Annotated in this window: 10 protein-coding genes; 3 read left to right on the top strand and 7 right to left on the bottom strand. The window is 59.1% G+C overall.

The features are described from left to right. Position 1 precedes the first annotated feature (1 nt). The 5 genes from IEX74_RS07625 to IEX74_RS07645 all read right to left on the bottom strand — a co-directional run bounded on the left by IEX74_RS07625 (position 2) and on the right by IEX74_RS07645 (position 6,714). The gene (locus tag IEX74_RS07625) at positions 2 to 2,245 is read right to left on the bottom strand and encodes a DUF4175 family protein (protein ID WP_188812727.1); all 2,244 of its coding nucleotides are present in this window, start codon (positions 2,243 to 2,245) and stop codon (positions 2 to 4) included. Beyond that, positions 2,242 to 3,819, bottom strand: a complete 1,578-nt coding sequence (locus tag IEX74_RS07630) for a BatA domain-containing protein (protein ID WP_188812729.1) — start codon at positions 3,817 to 3,819, stop codon at positions 2,242 to 2,244. Before IEX74_RS07630 ends, IEX74_RS07625 begins: the two co-directional genes overlap by 4 nt. Positions 3,820 to 3,869: 50 nt before the next feature. Further along, positions 3,870 to 4,745: a DUF58 domain-containing protein gene (locus tag IEX74_RS07635; RefSeq protein ID WP_188812731.1), complete on the bottom strand. Its 876-nt coding sequence runs from the start codon at positions 4,743 to 4,745 to the stop codon at positions 3,870 to 3,872. 260 nt (positions 4,746 to 5,005) lie between these two features. After that, positions 5,006 to 5,983: an AAA family ATPase gene (locus IEX74_RS07640; protein WP_188812733.1), complete on the bottom strand. Its 978-nt coding sequence runs from the start codon at positions 5,981 to 5,983 to the stop codon at positions 5,006 to 5,008. 107 nt (positions 5,984 to 6,090) lie between these two features. Then, positions 6,091 to 6,714 carry a DUF4159 domain-containing protein gene (locus IEX74_RS07645; protein WP_188812735.1) on the bottom strand — a complete coding sequence of 208 codons (624 nt, stop codon included), beginning with the start codon at positions 6,712 to 6,714 and terminating at the stop codon, positions 6,091 to 6,093. A 258-nt stretch (positions 6,715 to 6,972) separates the two neighbouring features. On the opposite strand from IEX74_RS07645, the gene IEX74_RS07650 reads away from it, so the two are divergent. The 3 genes from IEX74_RS07650 to IEX74_RS07660 all read left to right on the top strand — a co-directional run bounded on the left by IEX74_RS07650 (position 6,973) and on the right by IEX74_RS07660 (position 9,193). Next, complete coding sequence (locus IEX74_RS07650; RefSeq protein WP_188812738.1) at positions 6,973 to 7,575, top strand: porin family protein; 603 nt, start codon at positions 6,973 to 6,975, stop codon at positions 7,573 to 7,575. 106 nt (positions 7,576 to 7,681) lie between these two features. After that, positions 7,682 to 8,338, top strand: a complete 657-nt coding sequence (locus IEX74_RS07655) for a porin family protein (protein ID WP_188812740.1) — start codon at positions 7,682 to 7,684, stop codon at positions 8,336 to 8,338. A 192-nt stretch (positions 8,339 to 8,530) separates the two neighbouring features. Continuing rightward, the gene (locus IEX74_RS07660; RefSeq protein ID WP_188812742.1) at positions 8,531 to 9,193 is read left to right on the top strand and encodes a porin family protein; all 663 of its coding nucleotides are present in this window, start codon (positions 8,531 to 8,533) and stop codon (positions 9,191 to 9,193) included. Between the two features lie 73 nt (positions 9,194 to 9,266). Here IEX74_RS07660 and IEX74_RS07665 read toward each other — a convergent pair whose 3' ends face one another. Next, positions 9,267 to 10,592 (bottom strand): TldD/PmbA family protein, encoded by a 1,326-nt coding sequence (locus tag IEX74_RS07665; RefSeq protein WP_188812744.1) that lies wholly within the window; start codon positions 10,590 to 10,592, stop codon positions 9,267 to 9,269. Positions 10,593 to 10,689: 97 nt separating this feature from the next. Continuing rightward, complete coding sequence (locus tag IEX74_RS07670) at positions 10,690 to 12,345, bottom strand: TldD/PmbA family protein (RefSeq protein WP_188812746.1); 1,656 nt, start codon at positions 12,343 to 12,345, stop codon at positions 10,690 to 10,692. Between the last annotated feature and the right edge of the window lie 16 nt (positions 12,346 to 12,361).

The following is a 12,361-nucleotide window of genomic DNA, read 5'->3' on the forward strand; positions in this document are numbered from 1 at the left end:
CTTAGCGACTTAATTCCTGGAAATAGCGCCGCGCCAGTCGGTCGGGGCCGGGCGTGCGCACGGGAGCCGGAGCGGGCGTCGGCAGCAAAGCGGTAAGCGCCCGCTCAACTGCTGGCAGGCACTCGGAGCAGGGCACCCGGCTGGCGCGAACATCGGCGACAAGCTGCCGCAACTGGCTCAGCGCCTTTAGGTAGGAGCCGGGCTGCTGAACCGCCGCCTGGGCCAGCGCCGCGCCGGCCCGGTCGAGCAGAAGCGCCTCGGCGGCGGGCACAGTCTGTCGCTGCCGGATAGCACCCAGCACGCGCAAGGCATCGCGCACGATGGGCTGAGCCGGGGTGGCCGCCAGCTGCTGTTGGCGCTTGGGCGCGGCGGCGCCGGCGAGGTCGCCGGTGAGGCGGAGCGTGGCTTCGGGCATGGGTGGCGGCTCGTAGCCCGATTTGCGAACGTAGGCGCGGGTTTGCTGCTGCACTTGCTTGAGCAGGCGCAGGGCGCGGTATTCGTAAGGCAGCGCTTCGGTGGGCCGGCTGGTGCGCAGGCGCAGCTCAGCTTCCCACATCTGGGCCAGCACGCCGCGGAGCTTGGCTTTCACGGCAGGCTCCAGAAAATCAGCGGTTTCGGAGTCGTCGTGGCGGTGCATGTAGGGCTCCATCAGCGCGTCGGTGGCGGCAGTAGGCGAGGTGCTGGGGCGGGCACCGGACTGACTGTGCTCATGTTCATGCTCGTCGTGTTCTTCGGCGCCGCCTTCCTTGCCTTCTTCGTGGTGGTCGGTGTCGGCGGGGCCGGCGGTTTCGCCGAGACTTTTCTCAAACTCTTCGCCCAGAAACTTGCCGTAGCGCAGACGCAGCACTTTTTGGTCGAAACCTAGGGTGTTGCCGCGGTCGGCGAATGCCTCGGCCGTTAAGCCCTTGCCTTCGGCTATTAGTTTTTCCGTGTCAATAATAATCTGTCGCTGGCTGCGGAAATAGGCCGGTACTACGCTCACGCTCAAGGAAATGTCGGCGGTGCTTTCCTCTACTGTGGTGTCTTCCCACTGCACTAGGTAGGTGTCGGATCGGGTGGTGTGGCGGTGATTGTCCCAGGCCTGCACGTAGAAATAGACCTCGTCGCCGTAGGTCAGACCTAGCTTTGGCAAGTTGAGCAGATGGGCCAGGGTAGCCTGCTCCTTTCCGCTAACGGCGGCGCTCAGATCGGTGCGGGTTTCCTTGAACTTTACGGCCTCGCCTTGCCCTTGTGCTACGGTTGCTACCAGTTGAGCGCGGGTCAGGCCATAATCGTCGCGCACGGCTACGCGCACGGGCACCTGCGGCTTGGTGCCAAACTCCACCAAGGTGTAAGGCTTGGGCGTTTGAATCTGTACGACGGGACTTTGGTCAGCCTGCACGTCGATGGCGTAGTCGTCGGAGGTGCGACCGGCAAAGCGTAGTCGGTACAAGGCTGAGGCTGTGAGTGTTTGCTCGGCGGTAAATAAGCTAGGTTGGCCTGCTACGGGGCGAAGCTTCAGCCGCTGTTTGCCAAGTTCCAACTCGGGCGCGGCGCCGGTCGAGCGGTTGACACGCACCGTCCAGCGCACCCGGCTTTCCTGCGGGCACTGAAAGGAAGGCTGCGTCGCCGCAAAAGCCGGGCGGCGCGTGTAAGTGGGCGGCATCACCAAGATGCGGGTTTCCACGATGCGCGCCGCCGCCGGAGAAGTGCTGCCCTTCGGCTGATCTTCCGAAAAATGCACGGCAACCGGCGCAGCCGAAGCAAGCGGCGCCGCCGACCTAGGTTTCACCAGCCAAATGCCAAGCGCAGCCAGTAAAGCCAGTCCTGCAACCATTAGCGGGCGACGAAAATCGACGGGTAGCAGTGGCGAGTCGGTGCTTTGCAGCTCGGTGAGGTGCGCGGCTACGTGTTGCTGCTGAAGCTGTTCCAGCAAGTTTAGCTCGGCAGGGTCGCGCAGCAGCAGGCCGGTGCTATCTTCCAGGCGCGCAAACCGCCGGTCGAGGCGCTGGGCCACTGCCGCGAGGTCAGGCTGCCAAAGTTTCCATATCCGCCAAAGCAGCCAGCCTAGGCCGATAACTGCCAAGCCAACGACGTACCACCGCAGAGAAGGAAAGCGTAACCAGCTAACTGTCAGCAGCAAACCTAGCCCCAACGTGGGGAGCAGCAACGCCAGCGTGCGCCGCTGGGCGTAGCTTCGCTCGACAGCCCGGAGAGTAGCCGTAGCAGCCTGGGAAGAAACAGCAGACGAAGTGATTGGGCTCATACAGTAGCAGAAGGAGAAGAAGCTAACCGGCGCTGGGCCAGCCACCGTTCCAAACCAAATAATAGCGCCGCTAGCACAACAACCCACGGCCGCAAGTCGCTCTGCAACGGACGGTTAGGAGTAGTTGCGTGCCCTGAAGGAGCAGCAGCTTGGCCGATTGCAACGATTTGCGACAAGGCCAGGCTGCGCCGATCATGCGGCGAATCAGCTGACGGTAGGGGCGCAGGTTGAAGCACGTTAAGAAGTAATGCGGGCAATTCGGGGCTGCTGCCCAGCTCGCTCCAGGCCGGGTGCAAGCGCGTGTGCAGGCGGTAGTGGGCTCCTTGCTCTTGCGCGTTACGCGTAAGCACAGGCTGACCTAAGCCGTCGGTCCAGAGAGCGGTGCCGGCTTGCGAAGCCTTAAGCGTATCGCGGCGGAGCAGGCGAATGGGCTGCGCGCTTGGCTGAGCCAGCGTCGTTTCCGTAGCAATGCCGGCCGTGGGAGCTTCCTGCCAGAGGTGCAAACCCTGGCTGACAAGACCTTGCCAGGCCGCCGGTACGGGCGCGTCACTCAGCCAAAACAGCCAATCGAAGTGCTGATTGGTAGCGGGGGGCGTGGTCGATACAGTCAGGAGCGGGGCGGTTGGCAAACCTAGGCTAGCTGCCCGCAAGGCGGCTCGTAAGTACTTGCCATCCTGCGCGTGAGCAGCATCATAATAAATTGTTAAACGGAGCGCGGCAGTTTGTACGGGCACTGCCTCGCCGCTCTCAGGGCGAAGTACAGCTTGCCCATCCGACCTAGGTTCGTAGCGCAGCGGCGGCAAATTTGCCACGCGAATCTCACCACCAGAAGCGGAAGATGCTGCTACTACCAGCGTCCGAAACGTAGTGGCGGCTTCATTGCTAAAGCCTAAAACCAGGCGCAGACTGTCGGCAGTCGGGAGTTTATAAGCGGCCTGCAACCAGCTGCTCGAATCGGGTGAGGGCACTGTTTGCCAGCGAACGGCGGCTGGCAACGCTGGCCGGGTGCCCTGAAAGGCGCGCTGGTTGGCAAGCGTAAACACCCGCAACGGGCGCTCTGGCAACGAATCGGCGGCTTGCTGCACCCGCGCCCACAGGTTGTCAGGGCTAGGTTTGAAATCAGACGGCGTGTTGATGGCTGTCGCCAGCGAATCGAAGCGCCGCCACTGCGCCGCTGACAGGCGCGGCAAGCCAGGACCTAGCTGCCGCAGCTCGTAGCCTTGTCTGCGCAATGAATCGACCGTAGAGCGGACCGCAACGAGTGAGGTGGAGTGCAGCAGATCAGGACTTAGCAGCACTTGTCCGTGCCGAGGTGGTGGCAGTAGCCGGCGGGCCGGGTCGGCCAGGGCCAGGGCCAGCACCGCTATAATAGCCGCTCGCAGCAACAGCAAGAGCCACTGTTCCAGCTTCAGGTTGCGCATCCGGCGGTTGGCGGCCGTGCTCAGCCACCGCAGGCTGCCGACCTGCACGAGTCGCCCCGGTCGCCGGTTCCAGAGGTGAATTGCCACCGGAACCAGCACACCAAGCAGCGCGAGCCAGCCAGCCGTAGGATGTTGAAGAAGAAAGGCAGACAAAGTTGAGAACGTAGAGCGTAGAAGTGAGAACGTGGAGTGGCTTGGTGATCCTAGCCCATTGCGTCGCGTTTGCGCAGGAACTCGCGCATGGCGCGGTCGAGCGGTTCGGCGGTGTCGAGTTGGTGGTAGTCGAAGCCCTGGCGGCGGGTTTCCTGGGCCGTGGTGCGCAGCCAAGTTTGGAGTTCCTCCTGGTAGGCGTTGCGCTGCTGGTCGGCGTCGAGCTGGAGCGTGCGGCCGGTTTCAAGGTCTTCGAACGTAACGGTGCCGCGGTAGGTGAAATGCAGCTCGTTGCGGGCCAACAGGTGCAGCAGCATAATCTCGCCGGAAGCCACCCGCAGCCGCGTCAGCAGGCTGTTAATTTCCGACTCTTCCTCGTACAAGTCGCTCACGCAGATGGTAATAGCGCGCTGTCGCCGGGCAGTGAGCGGGGCCAGGGTGCTGGTGGTTGGAAAGCTGCCGGATGCTTCCGTGCTTTCCAGCGCGTGAAACAACCTAGGTAGCTGCCGCGTATCGGCACGGGGCGGAATGTGCTGAAGCCCATTCGGATGCAGAATCGTTAAGCCAACTGCGTCGCCCTGGTTCTGAGCTAAGTACGCCAGCGCCGCCAGCAGCAGGCGGGCATAAGCTAGCTTCGTTAAACCGTTGTCGTCCTGGTGGTTCATGCTGGCGCTGGCATCCAGCAGCAGGTGCACCGTCACGCTGGTATCCACCTCCGACTCGCGGATGTAGTACCGATCAGAGCGGGCCGCCAAGCGCCAGTCGAGGCGGCGCAGGTCGTCGCCGGGCTGATACGGTCGGTACTGGCTGAACTCCATCCCCACGCCCTTGCGTCGGCTCTGGTGCTGCCCGGCCAGAAAGCCTTCGGCGGCCTGCTTGGCCGAGAGCGGCAAGTTGCGCAGCGCGTGCAGGGTTTCGGGGTTGAGCATGTGTTCGTTGTTTGTTTTTAGTTGCTCGTTGTTAGTCGGCTGTCATCCTGAGCTTGCATTCCGCGCATCAAGCGGCGTGACCTCCCTCTTTATAAGCGAAAAGCTCTTTTCAAAGCCCTAAGCCTTAAATTAGCCTAGGCCCTTAAAGCTAGCTTTGGTGCCGTACGAAAAGGCTTTGGGCGTATAGCTGAGCTTTGGGCTTAAGAGAGGCTGGTCACGCCGCTTGATGCGCGGAATGCAAGCTCAGGATGACAGACTTTTTATACCGGCACCGCCTTCAGCAGCTCGGCCACGGCATCGTCGGGCGTCAGGTTTTCGGCTTCGGCGTTGAAGTTGAGCAGCACGCGGTGGCGGAGCACTGGCGGGGCTAAAGTCTTAATATCATCCAGCGTAGCGGCAAAACGGCCTTGCAACAGCGCCCTGGCTTTGGCGCAGAGAATAAGCGCCTGCCCGGCCCGCGGCCCCGCGCCCCAGCGGCCGTAGTCCTGAATAAACTTCACGGTGCTCGTGGCCGGGCGCGTGGCCCGCACGAGGCGATTCACAAAGCTGAGCAGCTCGGGGCTGAGGCTCACCTGACGCACCAGCTGCTGAAGCTGCCGAATATCCTCGCCCCCGAGTACCGAGCGCACTTCCGCCCGCGCCGTACCAGTGGTGCCGCTGAGCACCGATAGCTCTTCTTGCTCAGTAGGGTAGCCAATACGGATGTACAGCAGAAAACGGTCGAGCTGCGCTTCCGGCAGCGGGTAAGTACCCGATTGCTCGATGGGGTTTTGGGTTGCCAGCAAGAAGAAGGGCTTGGGCAAAGCGTGCTCCTGACCGGCGTAAGTCACGTGGCCTTCCTGCATGGCTTCGAGCAGCGCGGCCTGGGTTTTGGGCGGCGTCCGGTTGATTTCGTCGGCCAGCACGAGGCTAGCGAAAATGGGGCCTTCGTTGAACTTGAACGAGCGGTGGCCGGTGCCGTGGTCTTCCTCCAGCACTTCGGTACCTAGGATGTCGGTCGGCATCAGGTCGGGGGTGAACTGGATGCGGCGGAAGGGCAGGTCGGTGGCGCTGGCCAAGGTGCGCACGAGCAGCGTTTTGGCCAGGCCCGGTACGCCTTCCAGGAGGGCGTGGCCGCCGGCCAGCAAGGCTACCAGCACTTCATCGAGCACCTGCGTCTGGCCGACGATAATTTTTCCGATTTCTTCCCGCAAGGGCGGGAGCTTGGCAAGCAGGCTCTTGAGTTCTTGTTCAGTCATGTGTGTTTTAAGCTGTTAGCTGATGGCTGTTGGCTTTCGTTCAGAGTATCGGTTTTGAGGTTGCTTATGGAAAAGCTAACAGCTAGTAGCCATCAGCTAATAGCTCATCAGGCCGTCAGCGCATAGATCAGGATGTTCACCCCGAACTTGGTGTTGTCTTCGGCCAGGAAGCGCTTGTTGCGGAAATCGTAGTCCCACTCGCAGCCGTAGTCTTTGTTGGAGTAGAGCACGCCGAGGCGGCCATTGATTTCGATGCCTTTCAGGTAGTCGTGCACGAGGTCGTCGCCCCAGCCGTTCAGCTCGAACGAGGTCGGCGGTGGGCCGTCTTTGAAGGTAAAAAAGGAGCTGTAAACCGGGTGCGTTTTGGGAATCTTCTTGAGCGCGCCGGCCCCGAAGCACTGGCGCATTTGCTCCTCAAAGGAGCGGGCAAACAGCCCGTCGATGTCGTGGTTGCAGTCATCCACGAATACAAAGCCGCCGTTGCGCACGTACTGCGTGAAGTTCTTCTTCTCCTGGGCCGAAAACTGCACCAGCCGGTGCCCCGACAGGTAGCAAAAAGGATAATTGAACAGCTCGGGGCTGTCGAGGGCTACCACTTTCTCCTTCGAAGTCACAGGCACTTTCGTGTACTGAATAAGCGAGTGAAGCAGGTTGGTCGGCATACGCTCATCCACGCCATCCCAATCGCCGGAGTGGTATTGGAGGCGCACGAACGTGAAAGGAGCGGGCATAAAGGAGACGACAGTCGAACGAAAAACAGGCAAGAGACACAAGTCTGACCGCTAAGGTGGCTCGCAACTGCGCTACTTCACAAAAAAACCTTGCTTTTAATAACAAGTTGATCAATGAAGCCGGGCAGCTAAAAGCTAGGTTCTGAGTAGTAATCCGTTGTTCAGCCAGACTAAATAGCGGGCGGCTATTACAATAGTTTTGACCTTTCAGCGTATAGTCTTTTCCGGGTATTTTCTTCCACACTCACTCTCATTTGCATGAAACGATTAGCGCTAGTCATGCCTTTTCTGCTCTTGGTTTTTAGTGCCCAAGCACAGTTTGGGATAAAAGCCGGCATCAACCAGGCCGTGTTGAACGGGGAGAACGTCAACGCCGATACCAAGTATAGCACCTCCTATCACGCGGGTATCTTCTACGAAGCCAACATCCTAGGTCCGCTCTCCATCCAGCCCGAACTGCTGTACTCGCTGAACAAGAGCAGCTGGAAAACGCAGTTCGAGAACTTCGATAACAAGCTGAATTACTTCGCTGTGCCGGTGCTGGCCAAGGTGCGCGTCGGGCCTGTGTTTGTGGAGGCCGGGCCGCAATTTTCCTTCCTCTATAAAGCCGAGAAGGAGGGCACTATGCAAACCGGCACTACCTACGCCGATATAAAGCGCAAAGCTACCGACGACTTCAAGCGCGGCGACTTCAGCCTCTGCGCCGGAGCCGGACTGAAGCTAGGTTATTTCCTGGTCGGAGCTAGGTTCAATGCGGGTATTAATAACATCAACGATGTGGACAACCTCAGCGGGGTGAACGACGCCCGGCTTAAGAACCGCGTGTTTCAGGGCTACGTCGCGTTGCAGCTAGGAAAGTAGCAGTGGTAGCAGGCGCCAGAAGGTCCTCATGCAACCATTTGCGGCCAAGAGCAGCTCTAGGTGAAAAAGCGCCACGAAGACGCTTGTTTTTGCCTTTCTATTCTATATGAAACGAATCATTATTACCCTCACTGGTCTGCTGCTTACAGGTGCTGCCCAGGCGCAGATGGGTATCCGGGTGGGCGCTAATGCCGCCACCGTCTCGGCCAAAACCGATGACGAGTTCCAGCACGCTGAAGCAGATAGTCGGCTAGGCTATCAGGTGGGCGTATTCTATCAGCAGAAGCTGACGAAGCGAATTTCGTTGGTGCCGGAAGTGCAGTTTAGCCGGCAGCGTACGCGCCTTCGCATAGAAGAGTCGGGCATTGCGGATGGTGGCTACGAGGCCAATTACCGTCTGCGGTTAAGCTACCTGAATGTGCCCGTGCTGGCGCGTGCATCTTTCGGCCGTTTCTATGTGGAAGCTGGCCCTCAGGTTGGCTTGCTGCTAGCTGCTCACGAGAAAGGAAATGCCACGTACGGAACCATCGCAGGTACGCACGAAGCTTACTTCAATCGCCCTGCTACCGATGGCTACCATAAGCTTGACGTTGGCTTATGCAGTGGGGCTGGCGTGCAGCTGCCGGCTGGTTTTGGCCTAAGTGTGCGCTCCTACACGGGCTTACGCTCTATCACCGATAAGCCCCAGAACGTGAACTACTATGGAAAGCTCCGCAACCAGGTGGTGCAGGCTTCGCTTAGCTACCAGTTCAGTTCGCTATAAGCTGCTTACAAACAACGATTTAACAAAAAAAGCACGGTCTCTCCAATAAGTCATGTAAGAGGGTGCAACGCCCTAGGTCCTGTTATGGGCCTAGGGCTTTTTGTTGATGAAAGAACTGTGGTATGATACAAGAGCACTAGCGGCTATTACCTTTGCGAACATTTATATATAAAATTTAAAGATAGTTTGTTGATGAAAGCGTTCTTTCCCCTCGCTTTGCTTAGTGCCATCACGCTGAGTACGCATGCCGTACAAGCGCAATCAACCACCAGCTTTGGCATCAAAGCGGGCCTGACCCAAGCCGTCCTCGACGGGACCATCAATCAGGACACGGAGTACAAAGCTGGGTTTCATGCCGGGGTGTTTCTGCGCTGGCGGCCGTCGGCGCATTTTGCCCTTCAACCCGAACTCACGTATTCGCAGCAAGGCTCGAAGAACACCTTTCCGCTTCAATATGTGGACCTGAAAAGCAAGACCAAACTCACGTACCTGAATGTGCCGGTGCTGGCCAAGATCTACCTGGGTAACGTGTTCAACATCCAGGTTGGGCCGCAGTTCGGCGTACGCTTGTCCGCACGCGAAGCGGGTCAGATAAGCTACACGTCGTCCAGCAGCGGCTCCTCGTACCAAACGGCGGATGTCGAGACGACGAAAGACTACAAAAGCGACGTAGGCGTGAGCGGTGGCCTAGGTATTGATTTGAAAAACGGGTTTGTCGCGGCGGTTCGGCTAAACTATGGCCTCACGGATATCGACAACAACAGCCAGACGAAGGCTGCGCGTAAGTATTTCGAGGACATGGGCGGGCTGCACAACCGGGCATTCGAGTTTTCGGTAGGCTACGCTTTCCAGTAAACAACGTGAGCACTTCAACAAAAAGGCCGGTAGCACATGCTACCGGCCTTTTTGTTGAAATGAAAACCTAGGTTTACACCGCGTCCGACAAACTGGTGAAGGTGAAATCCCGAATCTTCAGCGGCGGCACCAGGTTGCCACCTAGGCGCTGCGGCTTGCCAATGGCCTCGATGTTATTGAGCATAATAACGGGCGACTCGTTGAAGCGGAAGTTCTTCACCGGGTGCTTGATCTTGCCGTTCTCGATGTAGAACGTACCGTCGCGCGTCAGGCCCGTTACCAGCAACGACTGTGGGTCTACGTCGCGGATGTACCACAGGCGTGTCACCAGAATGCCTTTCGCCGTGCCTTTGATCAGGTCGGCCGTAGTCTGGGTGCCGCCGGTCATGATGAAGTTGTTGGGGAAAGCCGTGGCGGCCACCTTGTTTTTCTCGGCCCAGAAGCGCGAGTAGTACAGGTTCTTGAGCACGCCTTTCTCAATCCACGTCATCTTTTTGGCGGGCAATCCGTCGCCGTCGAACACGTTGCTCGGCACTTCCGGGTTCAGCGGGTCGGAGTAGATCGTCACACGCTCATCGAACAGCTTCTGACCTAGCTTGTTGCCGCCGCCTTTCTTGCTCAGGAAGCTGCGGCCTTCGTCGGCTTCGCGGGCACCTAGCTCGTAGAACAGGCGATTGAGCAAGCCTTCATCCGACACCAGCGCGGCCGGCTCCAGAATGACGGTGTACTTGCCTGGCTCCATTGCCTGCGCATTGACGGAGCCTGCGGCTTTATCGGCGGCAATTTTGGTAATGGCCTTTGCGTCAAACTTCGATACGTCGGTGAAATCGGCTACGGCATAGCCCGAGCCTTTGCCGTCGGCTGTGCGCACCGTCACCGAAAAGTCGAGGTTCGTGCCTTGCTGATAGGCTTCCAGACCTTTGCTGTTGCGCAGGGCCGTGAACGTAGCGCCGTCTTCCAGGTAGCCCGCCGCCGTGAGGCTGCGCGACTGGCACGCCGCAATACTATCACCGGCCACCTGCGCCCGAAAATCGGGCGTGATGCTGGCCGTGCTTTGGGCAAAGGAAACTGGCGTAAGATACTGCTGCGGACCTAGCAGCGGCACATACTCCGGGTCTTCGGGAGCTAGCTTGGCAATTTCCTCGGCACGCTGCACGCAACGGCGCAGCGTGTCGTCGTCGAACTGATTGCACGTAGCCACGCCGGCCCGCTTGCCAAAGCGCGACTCCACTACCAGTGACACATTATCGGAAGCGCCGGCCGTGCTGACGTTGTTGCGTGCGTAGCGAATGTTGCCGCGCATGCGGCCGTTCAGCGTGGCCGAGCACTCATCGGCTTTGCTGAAGCTGATGACCTTTTTAAGAATATTCTGCGCTTCGTCTTTGGAGAGAATAGCCATGGTTCTTTTGAGCTGTAGCTGCTGGCTGTTAGCTGTTAGCTTTCGTTCTGAAGGTCAGCTAAAAAAAGCTAACAGCCAGCAGCTAAGAGCTAACAACTTATCCAATCTTGCGGGCCGTGTTAATCACGTTCACGCCGTTGAAGCGCGTGGTGGCCGAGCCGTGGCTTACCGCCGAGCTTTGGGCTGGCTGACCCTTGCCGTCGTTGAAGAAGCCCGCGAAACGGTAATCCGATGCGTCGCAAGTAGCGGCGCAGCTGTTCCAGAACTCCTGCGTGTTCGCCTGGTACGCCACATCTTCCAGCATGCCCGTGATTTTGCCTTTCTCGATGGCGTAGAACACCTGCCCGCCAAACTGGAAGTTATAGCGCTGCTGGTCGATGGAGAAGGAGCCGTTGCCGGCAATGTAGATGCCTTTGTCAACGCCTTTTACTAACTCATCAACGGAGAGCTTGTCCTTGCCGGGCTGCAAGCTCACGTTGGGCATGCGCTGGAACTGCACATCCTGCCACGACTGCGAGTAGCAGCAGCCATCCGATTCGTTCTGGCCTACCATGCCCGCCTGGTCGCGGATCTTCTCATAGTTCACCAGAATGCCTTCCTTGATCAAATCCCACTGCTTGGTTTTCACGCCTTCGTCGTCGTAGCCCACAGCGCCGAGTGAGCCGGGTTGCAGCTTGTCGGCCACGATATTCACCTGCTTCGAGCCGTACTGGAACTTGCCGCTCTTCCACTTATCCAAGGTGGCGAAGCTCGTGCCTGCATAGTTGGCCTCGTAGCCCAGCACGCGGTCGAGCTCCAGCGGGTGACCCACGCTTTCGTGAATCGTGAGACCTAGGTGGTGCGGGTCGAGCACGAGGTCGTATTTGCCCGGCACCACCGACTTGGCATTGATCTTCAGCTTGGCTTGCTTGGCAGCGGCGGCGGCATCCTCCAGCATGTCGTAGCTCATCTTGTAGCCCGTGATGTCGGAACCAGCGGGGCCGGCTACTTTGTCGGCAGCTTTGGGCGTGAGGTACTCGTACCCTAGGCCCATCGGTGAGCTGAGCGACTGGCGCGAGCGGAACTTGCCCGAAGCGCGGTCGACCACCGTCACCCCGAACGTAGGGTAGATGCGATGCACATCCTGGTCGATGTAGGAGCCGTCGGTGCTGGCAAAGTACTTCTGCTCATTCACTTGGAACAAGGCCGAGTTCACGAAGCTAGCTCCGTTGTCCAGCGCCTTGGCGTTGGCCGCCAGTAGCAGCTCTACTTTCTGCGCAATCGGCACCTCAAAAGCGTTCTGCTGAATCGGCGTTTTCCAGCTCACTTCGCCGTAACCTTTCTGGGGAGCGAGCTGCACTTTCTCTTTCTGCACTTTCGAGTTGGCCTTGGCAATGCCGACAGCCGTTTGGGCGGCCTTGGCGGCTCCGGCTTCCGTCACGTCGTTGGTTGCGGCGAAACCCCAGGTGCCGTTGGAAATCACGCGCACCCCGATGCCGTAGCTCTCGGTGTTGGCAATGTTCTGCACCTGCTTCTCGCGGGTAAAAATGCCCTGGTTGAGGTAGCGACCAATGCGCACATCGGCGTAGCTAGCCCCGGCCGACTTGGCCGCGTTCAGGGCCGCGTCGGCCATGCGTTTTTTTACGGCAGTGTCTACCTGGTCGAGCAGCTGCGCCGGGTCCACTGAGTTGCCCAGACCGAAGCCCGGAATGCTTGGCAGGAACAAGGCGCCAGCCGCTAAGCTGGTTAAGCCTACAAAGTCACGTCTTTTCAAAGGAGTAGAATTTTGA

Source organism: Hymenobacter cavernae, from assembly GCF_014641455.1.
GTDB classification, from domain to species: domain Bacteria; phylum Bacteroidota; class Bacteroidia; order Cytophagales; family Hymenobacteraceae; genus Hymenobacter; species Hymenobacter cavernae.

Excerpts from the sequence above, each read along its gene's own strand:
- IEX74_RS07625 (WP_188812727.1), bottom strand. The coding sequence starts at position 2,245 with ATGAGCCCAATCACTTCGTCTGCTGTTTCTTCCCAGGCTGCTACGGCT.
- IEX74_RS07635 (WP_188812731.1), bottom strand. The coding sequence starts at position 4,745 with ATGCTCAACCCCGAAACCCTGCACGCGCTGCGCAACTTGCCGCTCTCG.
- IEX74_RS07640 (WP_188812733.1), bottom strand. The coding sequence starts at position 5,983 with ATGACTGAACAAGAACTCAAGAGCCTGCTTGCCAAGCTCCCGCCCTTG.
- IEX74_RS07645 (WP_188812735.1), bottom strand. The coding sequence starts at position 6,714 with ATGCCCGCTCCTTTCACGTTCGTGCGCCTCCAATACCACTCCGGCGAT.
- IEX74_RS07650 (WP_188812738.1), top strand. The coding sequence starts at position 6,973 with ATGAAACGATTAGCGCTAGTCATGCCTTTTCTGCTCTTGGTTTTTAGT.
- IEX74_RS07655 (WP_188812740.1), top strand. The coding sequence starts at position 7,682 with ATGAAACGAATCATTATTACCCTCACTGGTCTGCTGCTTACAGGTGCT.
- IEX74_RS07660 (WP_188812742.1), top strand. The coding sequence starts at position 8,531 with ATGAAAGCGTTCTTTCCCCTCGCTTTGCTTAGTGCCATCACGCTGAGT.
- IEX74_RS07665 (WP_188812744.1), bottom strand. The coding sequence starts at position 10,592 with ATGGCTATTCTCTCCAAAGACGAAGCGCAGAATATTCTTAAAAAGGTC.